The following is a 16,465-nucleotide window of genomic DNA, read 5'->3' as shown; positions in this document are numbered from 1 at the left end:
GTTTCGCAACTCAAAATTAGAATTATACAGGCCTTTTTTGTATATTATTTGTTCGGACAGTTATGATTTTTTACAACAAATTATTTAAAGCTGTCTTTTAAAGATGGCTTTTTTTATTTACTGATTTTTTTAAGAGTTTATTTCTCCTGAAAAATCAAACATTTTCGTTTCCAAACATTTAACCTTAAATTAGTTAAAAAAAACAGCTATGACTAGCAAAGAAACGTTACATCAGTTTATTGATGAAATTGAAGATGAAAATCTTTTAAGAGGGTATTTAGGTATGATAAAAGAATTAAACCAACAGCAAACTGGTAAGCTTTTTAATAGTTTAACAGTAAAGGAGCAGCAAGAATTAATATTCTCTTACGAAGAGAGCTTTAATCCCGGAAACCTTATAAGCAATCAAGAAGTAAAAAATAAGTACAGCAAAACAAATAGTCTGGACAAAAAGAGACAGCTTAAATTTCACTCTTGTAATAAATTATATTGAAAAACATTGGGGAGATAATGTTACCAAGAATTTCATCATCAGGACTTTTAAAATTATTGATTTGTTAAGTGATTATCCATATTTAGGCTCTTTAGAAAAAGAACAAATAAGGTTTTTTTTAATCACGAAGCACAATAAATTATTCTACCGCTTTACAGATTCAGAATTTATAATTCTAAATATTTTTGATACTAGGGCAACAATAACAAAAATCTAGCTCATATTAAAATGAAAACATTTACCTACTACATCCTTTTGATAACATCTTTATTTATTTTGACTTCAATGTCAGAATGCGCAGACCAGGAAGGGCCACAAACGATAGTAAATGGCAAAGTCTATGACGCAATAACTAATGAGGGTTACAGCAATATTCCTTTACAAATTACGAGAGAACGATTCGGTTTTGGAGGATCACGTTATGAAGATTTTGATACTGTAGTAACTGACAATAAAGGTGAGTATCATCTAAATTTTACTCCTATTTTACCTGGTACATTTACTATATATTTCAAAGATTACGATTTAAGAAAATATGGTTTATTAGAAGAATATAATATTTCAAGTAGAAAAGAACTGGAAATAGGTAAAACCAATACCATAGATTTTAAAGTCAAAAAACTCATCAATCTTAAAATAAACCTAAAAAACAGTTCAAACTACAATTTCAATACTTTTAGATTAAATTCTGCCAGCTGTAATTGCATCAACTATCAGGTGGATAGTCTAAGAATTACTAAAGACACTACTTTAAATTTTAAAGTGCCAAGGCTAACAAAAATTTTTGCTACCAGCATGTTTTACAATAAAGGAACCAATAGCTTTAAAAAGAATGAACATATTTATGATATTCTTGGTACCGATACCACTGTAGTAATAAATAATTGATACCAATTGAATACTTAATTTAGAAAACCAGAGAATTTCTTTAGGAATAACTTCGGAGGCTTATGCTTACAGAGCATTAAGAATATACAGCAACAAACACAATTTTTTCATTAATGTAATTCACATCGTCAAAAAAAAAAGAGTTGTTTATCAATCGACAAACAACTCTTTATCTTAAACTACAACTTCTTCATCTCATCATAATAGTTCACATAACTATCATACAAAGTATTGTAATTCTTCAAAATTAGTAGAACTTCATTGTTGTTTCTTAATGCATTTCCGGTTAAATTATGGCTACCTGTTGCTAATACTTTAGCTTGTACACCTTTCCATTTTCCTTCTATCATAAAAAATTTAGAATGAATATTGGTTTGGCTAATGTTATACACTTTAACAAATGCACCACTTTTTCTTAAATTCTCCAACCCAGCTAAAATGCCAGCATCAGCTTTGCTTTTTGCAATTACCTCTACTTTTGCACCTTTATTGGCTAAATCTTGCAATTTATTAACCACATTTAAGCGGCTTACTGTCCAATCAGACATACCAACTCTTACCGTGGCAGTTGAAGGTTCGGTAATTCCATCTAATAATTCAATTACGCTATCATCGCCTAAGGCTACACCATTTTTACGTTTTGGGTAAAATTGAGCCTCCAATCCATTCTTTTCATCAATAAACTGTTGGTAACTATAGTTTTTCATCCCACTTGCTGCTCTGCTTTTAACCTCATTAAAATACGTTAAAAAGGCTTGATACAAAGCGGGCTGATTCAATACTATCGCATCCTGAATTTTTTTACTATCGGCTATATTGAAATTATGTGAAGTAGAGAAAACTACATCTTTCACTAAGCCGTTTTGCGTATTTAATTCAGAAAACAATACAAACTTGCAATGTTGGATTGATGAAGCAGTTGCGTCGTTTTTAACGGTTAAAACTTCAGAATCTGAATTTAAAAAAGACCTAATAGCAATAACGGTTGGCCTGTTTTCATCCTGAGTCTCCGTCAAACTATAATCAATCAACAAATATAATTTAACACCCCTAATGGATGCTCTTTTTAAAGCCTCGATTATTCCTTGATGGCTAAAACCGTAAATGGCTAAATTGATAGATGCATTTTTAGGTGTTGCATCAATCATTGCTATCAGCTTATCCATAATCACTGGAGAAGCATTTGCTTTACCTACCAAACTCAATTCTGTGAAATAAGCAGATGGAAAATTGAGTTCAACTTTAGCAACCGCTTCCGGTTGATTACTTTTTTTACAGGAGCTAAGAAAAGCTAACAACATTAAAGAAAAATAGATTTTTTTTAACATTATTTAGAAAATTTAAATGTCATTTGCTCTTTAGCATTGCTAAAAGTGGCAACATAAATACCTTTAGCTAATGTTATTGGAACTGCAATTTGATGGGTTCCTTTTTGCAAATTTAGGATAGAAGTTGCCTTAACTTGTCCGCCCAAATCAATAATTTGAATGGTAGAAGCACCAGAGAAATCGCTATTTACAGAAAATGAAATGGCATTTGGATCATTGTTAGTTAGCACTTGAAATTGATTTGTATGAAAAGGGGTGTTTACTGCGCATACACCTACGGTGGTTGCCTTTCCATCAAAATCAAACTGCTTTAAAGTGTAATAATTGTTTCCGTTTAATGGATTGTAATCTGTAAAAAAATAAGCATTTACAGAATTGCTATTACCTTCCCCATTTACTATAGCAATGCTTTCTTCCTTTTGGTCATCACTAGAACGTAAAACCTCAAAATGTGAATTGTTTCTTTCTGAAGCTGTTCGCCAAGTTAATTTAACTGCATTGTTTTCATTTTCACCAGTAAAAGAAATTAAAGAAATGGGTAAAGTAGCAGTTCCTTTTAATTCTAAAGAAGGTGTGGTTGAAGCAGCAGGGTAGCGAGCAATTGCAAAAGTACCTGTGTTGGTAGTTTCTCCCCAAACATATAAACGGAATCTTATAGTACTTGTAGAAGATAAATTTTGCAAAGCTGGAATATTAGATAAATCAACAGATGGCTGTATAACTCCTTCTCCATTACTGTCTGTAAAGCTCACATCAGCTACTCCAATTTCAATAAATGCAGCACCATTAATACTGTACATCCAACGATAAGCGTTTGGCCCGGCACTACTTCGGCGTAATCTACTTTCAATTGACCCTAAATTGGCAGTGTAGTTTGTTTTGGCTGTGAAACTAAATTCAAAATAATCGTTATTTGTTATGGCATTTGCTTTGGTAGTTCCTGTTGCTACCCAATTGATAAATTCCCCTGAAAACCCTCTTTGTAAAGCCCTAGGTGTTAAGCCACTTCCTCTACTCAATAAAGATGTAGCTGCACTCGCATGTGTAGTTGTTGAAGAATAGGTTGGCTCATTTCCTAATGATTGTGGAACACCAAATTGCCAAGACAGCAAGGTTGTTTGAGCATAAGTATTTAAACTGAAGCCAATTAAAATTACGGCTAAAGCCGATACTGCAATACTGTGTAAAGTTGTTTTCATGATTTTCTCTTTTTTAGAATTTTTGTTTTTTTTTAGACTATTTTGTGGTTAAAAGATTTGGGTAATCTGTAATAATGCCATCTACACCTAAGCTTTTCATTTGCTTGATTTCTTCTAAAGTGTTTACCGTCCAAGGGATAATTTTGATATTATTTTGATGGCATTTTTGAACCAATTCTTCATCTACAATTTTGTAAGCCGGACTTAATATAAATGGCTTAAAACCTAAATCGGAAATGTATGCTTCATAAGTGTTTTTTTGAGCAACTAAAAAGGCAGTTTTAATTTCGGGATGTTTTTGATGGATAATTTGAAGCGTTCTTTTATCAAAAGATTGAATGATAACAAACGGAGTGATGCCTTTATCTTTAATCACGCTGATTAGTCGGGTAACAAATTCATCAGGATTGGGATGCAAAACACCATCCCCTTTTGGGCTGCACTTTGTTTCGATATTATAAAACACTTGCGGCTTTTTATTGGTTTGAAGATAGTTTTGAACGCTATCAATCAAATCTGCCAAACGAGGAATATATGCTTTTACCTTTTGCTGTTGCGGAAAGCTGGAGTAAAATTTTGATCCTACATCGTAGCTTTTAAGCTCTTGATAATTGATTTGATAAATCAGCTTTTCTTTTCCCTCTGCTTTGCTAAAGAAAGTTCCGTCTTTATTAAGGATAAAATCAGCATTTAAATAATCATCATGGGTCACCACTACTTCACTATCTTTAGTAATGTGGGTGTCCATTTCCAAAGTGTTAACACCTAAATCAACAGCATTTTTCATGGCTATGATGGTGTTCTCTGGATATAAACCTCTACCTCCTCGATGAGCTTCAACGTCAAAAGCGGGGAAATTAACCCCATTTTTAGTACTCAGCTTACTGCTTTTACAAGCGCAAAACAATCCTAAGCCTAATGAAAATAGGAAGTTGATTTTTGTTGACATCTTCATATTTGTTTTATTTTAATCAACGTGAGTTTTGTTTTAAACCACAGAGATGTTGTATTGCCATGTTGCTTTGTGTGCTTTGTGTGCTTTGTGTGCTTTGTGGTTATTCTACTATTTTTTCAACCACAGAGTACACGGAGGTCACAGAGTTGGGTGTTTATTGCCATGTTGTTCTGTAACCTTTGTGCTTTTCTTTGTGTTCTTTGTGGTTATAGCCTATACTCAATGTTTTTAAATGTCTGTCAACTCCTTTTTATACACATTTCCAAACCTATCAGTTACTTCTACTTTAACTGATTTAACATCAGGACCAAAATGTGCCATAAATAGATGATCAATCTGTGAAGGCTCTGGAAAAGTACGTCCGGTTGGTAATTTATCGCCTTTGTAAAGTGTTACAGAAAGTGGATCGTAACCTGTTTGCTGCTCCATGTCTTTCAGTTTTTTGCCGTCAATCGAGTACTTCACTTTCCATTCTGGGTCCCAGTTCCAAACGTTTACCAATAAGCGTTTTTGGTTGGTTAAAGTATCCACATAAGCAGTAAGTTGATGGTCTTTTTCTAAACCTGTTGGTTTATAATACCATTCTAACTCATTGCCTTTTACAGTATAAACTCCGTAACCACGTGGTGTACCATCGGTACAAATTGGGCCTGTCCACCATGCGCCACAAACTGTCCCGTGATTATGTTCAAAAACATTTTTATGGATGTTGTTTACATTAAAATGGGTGTGCCCCGACATGATATGGACATTTTTGAAATCTCTAACAATACGGTATAAATCTTCATTATTGATTACCGTATTATGAACTGGGATATGAAGATTGATGATTAATAAAGTATCTTTTGGCACATATTGCAAATCTTTTTTTAACCAGTCTAGCTGATTTTGAGTAATGAATCCATCGTAATCTCTCTCGGTACCTAAATACCTTACATCATCTAAAACCACATAATGTGCTTGTCCGCGGTTAAAAGAATAATAAGTTGGTCCAAAAACTTCTTTGAAAGTACGGTCTGAAGTATCATCGCCACCTTCTTTAAAATTCATATCGTGGTTACCTAAAGCTTGGAAAAAAGGAATGCCCATTTCTGCAACTGCTTTATTATAATCCTGAAAATATTCTAAATAATCCCAAGCAATATCTCCCACACAAATGCCATGCACCAAAGCATCTTTCCCTAAAGATTGGATGTGCGCTTTGGTATCAGGAACAGATGTAGCCATCATTTGCGCCACATCTTTTTTGTTACGAACCTGAGGATCGGCCCAAATGATAAAGTGGTGATTTTTATCGTCTTGATTTAACGCTATTAAATCAAAATTATATTGATTTCGAGCGCCTAATTTCTCGTATTGTGTAGCAATATTATAACTGGTTTTAAACTCGTAACCAGCAGGGGTACTCATAAAAATAGTTGTGGATTTTTCATTTGGAGTGATGCTGTAATTACCATCCGTATCTGTTACTACTACGCTATAGCCATCAGAAATAACCACATTTGCAATCCCTTTATTTTTACTGCTTACTCGCCCAGTAATGGTTTCATTTCTTTTAAGTTTAGTAAGCCCATTGGCATTTAAACTAATGAATGCACCACCAGTAATTAAACCTAAACTTTGTATAAAACTTCTTCTTTTCATAATTTATTTTGAAAATTTTTGGATTATTTTAACATCAGCAACCTAGGTTACTGATGTTAAATGGTTTTTATTGTTTTAAGGATGTTGCAGGTGTGCCGGGATCATCTGGTGTAGGTCCAACAGGAAAATTCTCCTCTAATTCAGTAAGTGTTGATGTAGATGTTAAAAGCACACCAGTTTGTGTCCTTGCTTTTACCCATCTACCTAAATCAGCATTATAAATTCCTCCCAGTTTATTAAAATAGCCTAAATTTGATGGTAGGTAATTAAAATTAAGGGTATTAGAGCCGTTTCTGTAAAACGGTTGAGATTCAAGTGTAATTGGATTAACGATGTCGTAAAAATCAGTATTCGCAATTCTGTAACCCACTGGTGGTGGACCAGCGGTAAATAAACTTCCTCCACTACCAATAAATATTACATCAACAGGTTTGGTATTAACGTTGACATTTGTTCCTTCAAAAACAGCAATACCTGATGCATTTCCACTATTCCCTATCACATTGGTGGTTCTTCTTCCGTTTCCATTTGCTCCATCAATGGTGGTATAATTAATTGCAGTTATCCAATTTGCAGCACTAATATTAGGCGAACCAGCTCCGTTTATTAATTTAGTTGAGCCTCCAACATAAAAAAAAGTACCTTTTGCAACAAAACCACTTGTTAAGTTATATTGATAAGTTCTTGCAGCTCCCGACGTTGCTAATGAACCAGTTGCCCACCCTCTTGAAGGAAAGCCGGTTGGCAAAGATGCGCCAGCATTATTTGTTACAACAACCGAAAATGGAGTAACAGCAAAATTGATATCTCTAGTTGCTAAAAACTGCATGTACTCGTAGTTTCCGTCGCCTCCTACAGGATCAGCCATAAATCCACTAATAATGATAGGGGAAATTTCAATGGTTGAACTTAGGTAGATGATATCACTTTCTGTACGTAAACGAACTTGTGGCACTATTTCATTGTTAACCAAGGTGTTAAAAACTATTCCGAAGAAATTACCTAAAACCGGTAAATTATTTTTATTTGCAAAGGTTGCGTTTGCATCTGTTTTTAATGTGATGTTTTCAAAGCCATCATTCAAAGTTTTTTCGCCAGATAATACATCAGTAGGCTGGGGCAGAGGATCAAAACCGCCTTTAACAATTGCAACTAAAGTGCTTTCATAACGATTTGGATCGGCTAAAATATAACTACTTGGAACTCTATTAGGTGGAATGTTTTTTCCTGACCCAACTTTTGTAACCGCACTAGCGGGTATATTGGTTACTTGTAGTAGTCCATCTACTCTTTTTAAAATTCCTCCATCAATTTTCACGTTTACAGAGTCGCCAGGAATATAGTTAGCCGCCTCAGCCCCAATAGTAATCGAAATTCCTCTTAATTGGTTTAGTCTTCGCCTATCCTGAATAACCAATAATCCACTTGGCAAATTATTTCCTGAATGGTCTGAAACAACTACTCCAGTTACTTGGTTAGAACCAAACATGTTGTCTATGCTTAAGTTAACATCAGTTCCTTTATAGATATTTCTTAAATCGTAAATTGGAATGTATGGACTTATGGTACCGCCGGGATAATTACTTTCATCGCAACCGGTAAAAGTTACCGCTGCACTAAATAAAAATAATGCGTATAAAATGAATTTTTTCATGTCAATTATTTTAAAATCAATTCAATAATTAATTAAGGTTTTTGCCACCAAACTTGTGTACTTATTACATCAGCTCCTTGGTTTGCAATTGCGTTTTTGTAATTTGTTGGATTTGCAGATTGTACATAAACAGGATAAGTCATTCGGGCTGGCATTACCCCACCATTTCTTAAACCAGGGCCTCTTTCAATAAACGGATGACCGGTTCTACGGTACTCAAACCATTGTTGCATATCGGCTAAAAACATAGAATAGTATTTTTGTATATGAATTTTTTCCATTTTACTATCGCTTCCAAAAGGTGCGTCAATTGGCAAACTATCGTCCCAATTTAATTCGGCGGTAGTTAAGTAGTCAAGAAAAGCTTGGCTATTAATTGAAATAGCTGGACTAGGTGCAACGCCAGATGATGTTGCATTAGGCCAATTTGGCAACCATTGCGTAATGCTAAAAAGCACACCAGTTTTGTAAAAACTTTCAGCTGAACCATCGATCCATCCTTTTGTAGCAGCCTCAGCCAAAATAAACTGATACTCAGCATAAGTCATCATTATTCCGGTTAAAGGGTCGGTTTGTAAAGAAACAGTTCGTTGATCGGATGAGTAAAAACCAGACTGTTTTGTAGCACCTGTTCCGGGAACATAACCACTCGGAATGCCTGCAAAACCATTTGCACCTTGAGAGATTCCCCATCTATTTACACCGCCAGTTCCGTAAGTACTAATGTCGATACGCGGGTCTGCCCAGTCTCTTAAATTATCGATAAAGAAATTCGCAATAGCAGGATCTCTAAAATCCTGAACCCTAACCCCAGTTTGATAAGGCGATGTGTAGGGGCCAAAACCAGTCCATCTTAAAATAGCCGAATCATCATTATTCGCCATTTTTGGATAAGTGCTTGCATTAGTATCTACAATGTCTTTTATTTTAGCAATTGCCTCATTTGCAATTTCAGCCTTGCCAGATACTCGAAGCAATAATCTTAGATATAAGCTGTTTCCAAATCTTCTCCACCTAGCAACATTTCCATTGAATACAGGGTCGCTACTTGCTACTATAGCAGTATTTGTTGTTAATAAGGTGTTAGCTTCTTCTAATTTTGCAAAAATGCCTAAGTAAACATCTCTTTGGTTATCAAATTTTGGTTCAAAAACTTTATTTGCCCCTTGGTTAGATTCTGAATATGGAATATCGCCATAGGTGTCAGTTAGTAAAGAATAGATCCAAGCCTCGCAAATTAGCGCAATACCTTTGTAGGAGTTATTAAGCGTTATAGGCTGATTGGCAATGTTGTATAAATCTTTAAAATTGGTAAGTTGAATATACCAGTTATTCCACGTATAATCAGAGATGTTGTTTCTATATTCATACCTAAATACTGTAGCATCACCATCGCTTTGATTAACGGTTATCTGCATCAATTCGTTATTGAAATTTCTATTACGAATCATGTTTGGGGTTAAGGTGCCTACTAATGCAGGTGCTAATAACTGTTGAGGTAAAGCGTTTGGAGTACTTATTGGGTCGGTATTAATTTCTTCAAAGCCTTCTTTACAAGAAACTGTAAACAAAAGGCTTGATAAAAGAATTGCCGTTATTTTATTTGTAATCTTTTTCATTTTTTAAAGCGCTTAATTAAATACCAATTGTTAGGTTAATACCAAATGTGCGGGTTGATGGGAATTGAGCAGTTTCAAACCCAGTTACGATATCTGTTCCTGCTAGTGTACCAAACTCTGGGTCGAAAGCTGGCCAAGGCGACCAAATGAATAAATTACGACCATAAACACCTATTGTTGTACGCTGCAAACCTAGTAATTTGTTAAATTTTGAGGTAAAAGTGTAATCTAGCCTTGCCTCTCTAAATTTAATATAATCGGTTTTAAAAGTGCTACCTTCAGCATTATCAATTCCCATGTGCGAGCGATAGTACTCATCAACATCAAAAGTAATCACATCATTTTTTCGGAAAGAGCCATCGCCATTTTGAATTACACCGTTACCAATAATTCCGTTATATCTACCAGGGAGCGTAACTTTTGTTTTACCTTGTTCGGCTAATTTATAATTGGTTAATGAATGTGCAACACCACCTACTTGTGCATCAAACAAAGCATTTAACCTAAAGCCTTTGTAAGAAAAGTCATTGACAATACTGGTTCTGAACTTTGGAATAGTATTACCTAAATAAACTACATCGCTGGTAATTTTCGCAAAACCTGTAGTTTCATCATAAACCACCTGTCCATCTGGTGAGCGAACATATCCTCTGCCATATAAATCGCCCATGCTACCACCAACTTTGGCAACAATTTGGCCACCGCCTACTGGCCCAGTTCTTAAAACTACCGAGCTATCGGCTAGTTCTTCAATTCTATTTTTGTTTGATGAGAAAATGAAATTGGTATTCCATCTAAAACCATTTTTTACATTTATTGGCGAACCTCCAACGGCAACTTCAAAACCTTCGTTACTAACTTTACCTGCGTTTATTATAACTGAATTATAACCTGATGATCGATCGACAATTCTGGTTAAAATTTGATCTTTGGTGTTTCCTTTATAATAAGCAACGTCAAGGTTTAATCGGTTTTTAAACATTCTAATGTCGGTACCAAATTCTATAGTTGTATTTGATAAAGGTTTTAAATCAGGGTTTGGAAATGCAGTTGGGTTTTGTAGTGCACCACCTGGGTACAAGCCTCCGCCTGCCGTATTGTAATTGTAAGATGTTCTGTAGGGAGTTGTTCCGCCATTTCCTACCTTTGATATTGAAGCTCGAAATTTGGCAAAACTGAATGATTTAGGGAGATTAAGAATCTCTGAAGCAATAAAACTTACATTGGCCGACGGATAAAAGAAGCCAACATTATCAGTTCTTGTTGTTGTAGCTAAAACACTAGTCCAATCTTTTCTTCCTGTTAAATCAAGATATATAAAATCCTTGTAACTAAAAGTAAATAAGCCATAAAAACTGTTAATAACATATTGACTTTTATCTGGTATAGTTACCAATGGTCCTGCTGCATTAGCTAAATTATATTTTCCCGGAAAAGTTAACGAATCGGCTCTAAGCTCATCTTTATTATAGTTGTTTTGTAAATTACTTCCTCCAACTGTGAGAGATAAATCGAAATCTTTAGAAACTTTCTTGTTATATTTTAATAGGAAATCAGTAGTAGCTTCTTGCGAATAAATATTTTGTGTACGATACGAACCTCGTGGTAAGCGAGAACCAGCATCATAAGGACGTTCCTGAGATCTTTGTTCGTAACCAAAATCTAAAGAAGTTCTTACTAAAAGGCTTAGTTCTTTTGTAAAGTTATAGTTTGCTTGTACGTTTCCTATAATTGCGTTTCTATTCGATCGATTGATAAACTCATAAGACACAGCATATGGGTTTTCTGGAAAAGTACTGAATGGATAATGTATTCTTCGATCTTCTTGTCCGTTTAGCCAGTAGTTTTTCAAGCCATCTAAATCAGCGTTCGGTTGCCAAAAAATAAACCAATACATTAAAGATTGATTTCCGTACCCAGCTCCAGGTAAGTTATCGCTAAATTTATTATTGTAATTAACTTTGGATGATATGGTTAGTTTGTTGTTTACTTTAGAGTTTACCGATAAAGCTACCGAGTTTCTTCCGTATCCAGTATTTGGAGTTATCCAGTTATTTTTTACATTAGTTACCGAAAAACGAGCACTTGTTTTATCGGTACCACCATCCACACTTATCGAATTTGTTAAGGTTTGTCCTACCTCAAAAAAATCACGAATTTTATTGGTGTAAGGAATCCAAGGTGTACGTTCTGTGCCAACTCGTTGCGTTGTAGGATCCCATTGAAAAAAACTTTGTCCATCAAAACGTGGTCCGTAAGCAGAACTTGTTCCGCTGGTACTTGGTCCATCAACTGTAGTTCCATAAGAGTAGTAAGCAGCTCCATCCAAACCTTGCCCATATTCAAATTGTAAATCGGGCCAGCGGTTTACGCTTTCTAATGCTGCGTTTGAATTAAATGTGATACCTAAACCTTTTCTTTTGCTACTTCCAGATTTTGTTGTAATGATTATAGCTCCATTCATACCTCGCTGTCCGTAAAGTGCAGCTGCTCCTGGTCCTTTTAAAACGTTTACGCTTTCAATATCTTCAGGATTGATATCATTTATTGTACTGCCATAATCAGCAGGCATATTATCACTTCCTACGCCGTAAACGGCTTCACCTTGTACAGCAGTTCTTCTTCCACTACCATTGTTAATAACCACGCCATCTAAAACAATTAACGCTTCATTATCGCCTGTTAGGTTGTTTTCACCACGTAAAATTATTTTATTAGAACCTGTTGGACCACTATTAGACCTTACTAAATTTAAACCTGCTACTTTACCAGATAATGCATCGGTCCAGTTGCCAGAAACTGCATCAGTTAATTGCTCTCCTTTTATAGTAGTAATGGCATATCCTAAAGCTCTCTCTTCTCTTTCAATCCCTAAAGCCGTTACAACAACTTCATTTAAAGCATTTACAGCTTCAACCATTTTAATTTCCAAATTGCTTGCTGTGGCGTTAACAACTTGTTTAAATGGTTTAAATCCCAACATTTCGAAAGATATTTCAGTGCCCTTTTCTACATAAACAGAGAAATTTCCGTTTGCATCTGTTAAACCTAAAAGTTTACGATTTGCACCTATAACAGATGCTCCCGGTAACGGAAAACCAGTTTCCTCCTCTACCACTTTTCCTACAATTTTAATACTTTCTTGAACTTGACTTAAAGCTTTATTTAATAAAACTTTCCCGGCCTCTTCTTTAAACGATATACCGCTTCCTGCTAATATTGTCTGAAGTATATCTCCTAAACTGGCATTGGTAAAGGTTATGGATTTAACTGTTTTAGACTTTAAATTCAAATAACTTGCATCATAAGCAAAAACACTATTGGTTTCTGTTTCTAGTTTTTTAATTACCGAATACAGGTTATCGGCTTCAAAACTCACACTTATTTTTTTGTTGAGAATTTGAGCTTCGGATTTGGTAGCCATTGCAGAAATTGCTGCTGTAGCTACTATACATAAGGCTAGAAAAGTGATACGCATAAGCTGTGTGTACTTTTTAATTAGCAATAAATAAATTTTCATACTTTTGATTAATGATTATTGTTAAGCTTTTATAGCGATGAAACCTTTAAGATTGCACTCTTTTGGGTTTCAGAAAATTAATGATGAGCCGGCTTTGTTGCACCATTGCCGGCTTTTTTAGTAAAGAATCACTGAATTTCCCTCCTTCCTATATTTAGAATTATGTATAGAACTGATAATTTTCAATAGCTCAGTTTCCTTCATGTCTGTTGATATATTTAATGTAAATTGATATTGAAGAACAGCAGAAGAGGCCGCCTTTAAATTAATTTTAAAGTTATTTGACAGGATTAATGCTAGCTCTTTAAAATTGGCTTGGTGTAGGTAAATCTTACCTTCACGCCATAAACTCACTTCATTATCGTTTACCTGATGGGTTTCAAAGCTTTTATTTGAAGAATGATATACAGCCTCTTGCTTTGGATATAAGAGAACCGCATTTTTCTCACTTTTAACTTGAACTTTACCTGTACTAACTGCAACCTTTAAATCTGGAAGATTTTTATAGGCTTTAACATTAAATGAAGTACCTAAAACTTTTACGCTAACTTCATTATGTTGAACTATAAAAGGTTTTTTGGGGTTTTTGGTGACTTTAAAAAAAGCTTCCCCTTCATCTAAAAATATTTCTCTGCTACCTGCTTCAAAATTTGAATTGACACGCATCACACTATTGGCATTTAACCAAACTATAGAGCTATCAGGTAGCGTCACTTTTTTGATCTGTCCCAGTTTTGTAGAAACCAAATTATAACTGGCAGGAGTTTCTAATTTTTTTGATTTCCAATTTTGAAAAACTATACCAGCAGTGAATATGATCGCAATAGCTGCTGCTATTCGGTAATAAATAGGAATAATACTTTTGTTAGGATTTATTGGTGATTGTTTGATTTTGGAAGTTAAATACTGCTTTATGGCTGTTTTTTCAACCTCATTTATAGAAATTTCATCTTCATTAGCTTGGTAAGATTTGTACCAAGCATCCACCAACGCAGATTCTGTTTCGTTAGCTTTCCCTTTGGTAAAACGATCTAATAACTCTTTAAATTTACTTTGTTCCATAGTAACGGTTTCTGTATATATGTCGCACAGATTACCGTTTGGTACTTATAATTTAAGTTAAACTTATATTACCTATTTGTTAAGTAAGTGCATTAAAACCAAGAGGTAGGTTAAATGCTTTTCTGGATATTTTTCAGTTATTACAGTACGCAATCTTCGTATCACTTCTGCAATATAATTTTTAACAGTTTGGTCTGCTAAGCCTAACTTCAAGGCTATTTCTTTAACAGGCACATTATCGCACCTTAAAATGTATATTCTTCTTAAAGTTTCAGGCATTAATATCAATGCTTCTTCCAATACATTTTCTAACTCTAAATAATCTTCTACATCCGTTACAGAATCTTCTAAAATGCTTAACCTCTCAGCTGCATCTTCTAAACTTATTTCTGAAACTCTTTCTGATCTAAAGTGACTGATGATCTTTAACTTAAGTGCACCAAAAAGATAGTTTTCTATAGTAGTTTGTATTTTCAGCTTCTCTCTTCTGTTCCAAAAACTAATTAATAATTCTTGAACAATGTCCTTAGCATCATCAACATTATTAACCCGAGCTGCGGCAGTTTTAAATAGCTTGTCCCAATACCTTTCAAAAATCACCTCAAAAGCATAAGGCTCGCCGTTTTTTACCAGCGAAAGCAAATCTTGATCTGTTAATATGAACGTCTCCATTTTCGTACAAAAATAGACGCTCTAATGTTAACCTAATTTTAAGTTTACGTATCCTAATAGATAAACTAACCCTAAAAAGCATGATTAACTCAAATGTTAATCATGCTAAAAAAATAAAAATTTAACACCCAAAACCGCTATTGGGTATTAAATTCCATCTTATTTTCTTACTCCAATAAACTCTGCTGCTTTGTTTTTAGCTGTCTTTTTCAATTTAAAAGAATCAAATATTTCTCCTGATGCTTTATAAGCAGTAAATGACAAATCATCTCCTTTAATGCTTATTACTTGAAACAATTGAGTATCCTCCTTAAATACATCCATCCATCTAGGCTCTACATCAATTTTGTACATTTTTGGCCCTGCTACGGAAACTACATACATAGGACCTCCTACTTTTCCAGAAACACCTATTGGTAAATTTTGTCCTCTACTATAAGTATGGTCATGCCCTTGTAACAAAATATCTACATGATATTTATCAAACAATGGCTTAAATAAATCTCTAAACTCTTTATTGTCTCTTCCTTTAGCCGTTGAATAAATTGGATGATGATAGGTAACCATAGTCCATTTTTTAGGATTGTTTTTCAAAACTTCTTCTAACCAAGTTGCTTGTATTTTGATAGAATTGCTATCTAAAACAATCATCTGCGAGTTTAAAGAAATCATTCTTAGATTTGCATAATCTATATAATAAACAGATTCCTTTAAGCCTTCGGGGCCATTTTTCGGCAAAGTATATTGTGCTTCCCAATGCGGATCAAGTGTTAAAACCTTATTTTCATCTCTAAAATACTCGTGGTTACCAGAGGATGGGATGCTAGGTATCATCCCATTTATAAACCCTCCGCCATAATGCCATTCGCCCCATTCTTTATCATTGTTAGATCTATTGATCAAATCTCCGGCGTGTACAATAAATCTAGCCTCTCCTTCTGTAGCAAAAGCTTTTCTAATTACCCTAGACCATTTAGATTTGATATCGTTTTGGGCATCTCCTAAATAAATGAAAGAAAAAGTCTCTCCTTCATTAGCTGGAGCAGTTTTAAACTGAAACCATTCGCTCCAGTTTTCTCCACTTCCAACTCTGTAAGTGTAAATTTCATTGGGAGCTAAACCGGTAAAGGTGACGCTATGGTAATTACTCTTCTCGTAATTTGCTCCTTTTAACTGTGTAGTAATAGCAGTATACTCTTTAGCTAAAGGCTTTTCTATTTTAGGAGCGCTCTCCTCCTTTACCACTTGCGCATAAGCTTCACTTACTGTGCTATCAGTTCTCCACGTTACAGATTGAGTGGTTGTTGGATCTTCAGCCCAGGTCAAGATTATTCTATCGGGGTAAGCCGATGCTTTGAAATCTTGAGCAATTGTGAATTTGCTACCTAAAACTAAGACAACAAAAACTAATTTTAACTTGTTTAACATATT

12 protein-coding genes are annotated in these 16,465 nt (G+C 34.6%); 2 read left to right on the top strand and 10 right to left on the bottom strand.

Annotation, left to right across the window (positions count from 1 at the left end; genetic code table 11):
- Window positions 1-208 precede the first annotated feature (208 nt).
- Both ACFSSE_RS10825 and ACFSSE_RS10820 read left to right on the top strand, forming a co-directional pair.
- Window positions 209-493 carry a hypothetical protein gene (locus ACFSSE_RS10825; RefSeq protein ID WP_379045228.1) on the top strand — a complete coding sequence of 95 codons (285 nt, stop codon included), beginning with the start codon at window positions 209-211 and terminating at the stop codon, window positions 491-493.
- Window positions 494-721: 228 nt separating this feature from the next.
- Window positions 722-1,381, top strand: a complete 660-nt coding sequence (locus tag ACFSSE_RS10820) for a hypothetical protein (RefSeq protein ID WP_379045231.1) — start codon at window positions 722-724, stop codon at window positions 1,379-1,381.
- A gap of 179 nt (window positions 1,382-1,560) precedes the next feature.
- Here the strand turns inward: ACFSSE_RS10820 and ACFSSE_RS10815 are convergent, their stop codons facing one another.
- The 10 genes from ACFSSE_RS10815 to ACFSSE_RS10770 all read right to left on the bottom strand — a co-directional run bounded on the left by ACFSSE_RS10815 (window position 1,561) and on the right by ACFSSE_RS10770 (window position 16,462).
- Window positions 1,561-2,709, bottom strand: coding sequence for a phospholipase D-like domain-containing protein (locus ACFSSE_RS10815; protein WP_379045234.1), 1,149 nt, complete (start codon window positions 2,707-2,709; stop codon window positions 1,561-1,563).
- On the bottom strand, window positions 2,709-3,908 hold the full coding sequence (locus ACFSSE_RS10810) for a T9SS type A sorting domain-containing protein (RefSeq protein WP_379045237.1): 1,200 nt from the start codon (window positions 3,906-3,908) through the stop codon (window positions 2,709-2,711). Before ACFSSE_RS10810 ends, ACFSSE_RS10815 begins: the two co-directional genes overlap by 1 nt.
- 37 nt (window positions 3,909-3,945) lie before the next feature.
- Entirely contained in the window at window positions 3,946-4,857 is a 912-nt protein-coding gene (locus ACFSSE_RS10805) for a glycerophosphodiester phosphodiesterase family protein (RefSeq protein WP_379045240.1), read from the bottom strand.
- A 234-nt stretch (window positions 4,858-5,091) separates the two neighbouring features.
- Window positions 5,092-6,507, bottom strand: coding sequence for a calcineurin-like phosphoesterase C-terminal domain-containing protein (locus ACFSSE_RS10800; protein WP_379045243.1), 1,416 nt, complete (start codon window positions 6,505-6,507; stop codon window positions 5,092-5,094).
- Window positions 6,508-6,574: 67 nt separating this feature from the next.
- Window positions 6,575-8,161, bottom strand: a complete 1,587-nt coding sequence (locus ACFSSE_RS10795; protein WP_379045246.1) for a DUF5689 domain-containing protein — start codon at window positions 8,159-8,161, stop codon at window positions 6,575-6,577.
- Window positions 8,162-8,193: 32 nt separating this feature from the next.
- On the bottom strand, window positions 8,194-9,780 hold the full coding sequence (locus tag ACFSSE_RS10790) for a SusD/RagB family nutrient-binding outer membrane lipoprotein (RefSeq protein ID WP_379045249.1): 1,587 nt from the start codon (window positions 9,778-9,780) through the stop codon (window positions 8,194-8,196).
- Window positions 9,781-9,796: 16 nt separating this feature from the next.
- Complete coding sequence (locus ACFSSE_RS10785; RefSeq protein ID WP_379045252.1) at window positions 9,797-13,300, bottom strand: SusC/RagA family TonB-linked outer membrane protein; 3,504 nt, start codon at window positions 13,298-13,300, stop codon at window positions 9,797-9,799.
- A 117-nt stretch (window positions 13,301-13,417) separates the two neighbouring features.
- Entirely contained in the window at window positions 13,418-14,362 is a 945-nt protein-coding gene (locus ACFSSE_RS10780) for a FecR family protein (protein ID WP_379045255.1), read from the bottom strand.
- A gap of 72 nt (window positions 14,363-14,434) precedes the next feature.
- On the bottom strand, window positions 14,435-15,034 hold the full coding sequence (locus ACFSSE_RS10775; RefSeq protein WP_379045258.1) for an RNA polymerase sigma factor: 600 nt from the start codon (window positions 15,032-15,034) through the stop codon (window positions 14,435-14,437).
- 159 nt (window positions 15,035-15,193) lie between these two features.
- A complete protein-coding gene (locus ACFSSE_RS10770) occupies window positions 15,194-16,462 on the bottom strand; it encodes a fibronectin type III domain-containing protein (RefSeq protein ID WP_379045261.1) in 1,269 nt (422 codons plus the stop codon).
- Between the last annotated feature and the right edge of the window lie 3 nt (window positions 16,463-16,465).

Origin of the sequence: Pedobacter alpinus (genome assembly GCF_042684645.1) — a bacterium.
Lineage (GTDB): Bacteria > Bacteroidota > Bacteroidia > Sphingobacteriales > Sphingobacteriaceae > Pseudopedobacter > Pseudopedobacter alpinus.
Note: the sequence above shows the minus strand (reverse complement) of the source record. Positions and strands in the feature narration are given on the sequence as shown.

Bases quoted from the DNA above. Each gene is read 5' to 3' on its own strand.
- ACFSSE_RS10825 (WP_379045228.1), top strand. From the start codon at position 209: ATGACTAGCAAAGAAACGTTACATCAGTTTATTGATGAAATTGAAGAT.
- ACFSSE_RS10820 (WP_379045231.1), top strand. From the start codon at position 722: ATGAAAACATTTACCTACTACATCCTTTTGATAACATCTTTATTTATT.
- ACFSSE_RS10815 (WP_379045234.1), bottom strand. From the start codon at position 2,709: ATGTTAAAAAAAATCTATTTTTCTTTAATGTTGTTAGCTTTTCTTAGC.
- ACFSSE_RS10810 (WP_379045237.1), bottom strand. From the start codon at position 3,908: ATGAAAACAACTTTACACAGTATTGCAGTATCGGCTTTAGCCGTAATT.
- ACFSSE_RS10805 (WP_379045240.1), bottom strand. From the start codon at position 4,857: ATGTCAACAAAAATCAACTTCCTATTTTCATTAGGCTTAGGATTGTTT.
- ACFSSE_RS10800 (WP_379045243.1), bottom strand. From the start codon at position 6,507: ATGAAAAGAAGAAGTTTTATACAAAGTTTAGGTTTAATTACTGGTGGT.
- ACFSSE_RS10795 (WP_379045246.1), bottom strand. From the start codon at position 8,161: ATGAAAAAATTCATTTTATACGCATTATTTTTATTTAGTGCAGCGGTA.
- ACFSSE_RS10790 (WP_379045249.1), bottom strand. From the start codon at position 9,780: ATGAAAAAGATTACAAATAAAATAACGGCAATTCTTTTATCAAGCCTT.
- ACFSSE_RS10785 (WP_379045252.1), bottom strand. From the start codon at position 13,300: ATGAAAATTTATTTATTGCTAATTAAAAAGTACACACAGCTTATGCGT.
- ACFSSE_RS10780 (WP_379045255.1), bottom strand. From the start codon at position 14,362: ATGGAACAAAGTAAATTTAAAGAGTTATTAGATCGTTTTACCAAAGGG.
- ACFSSE_RS10775 (WP_379045258.1), bottom strand. From the start codon at position 15,034: ATGGAGACGTTCATATTAACAGATCAAGATTTGCTTTCGCTGGTAAAA.
- ACFSSE_RS10770 (WP_379045261.1), bottom strand. From the start codon at position 16,462: ATGTTAAACAAGTTAAAATTAGTTTTTGTTGTCTTAGTTTTAGGTAGC.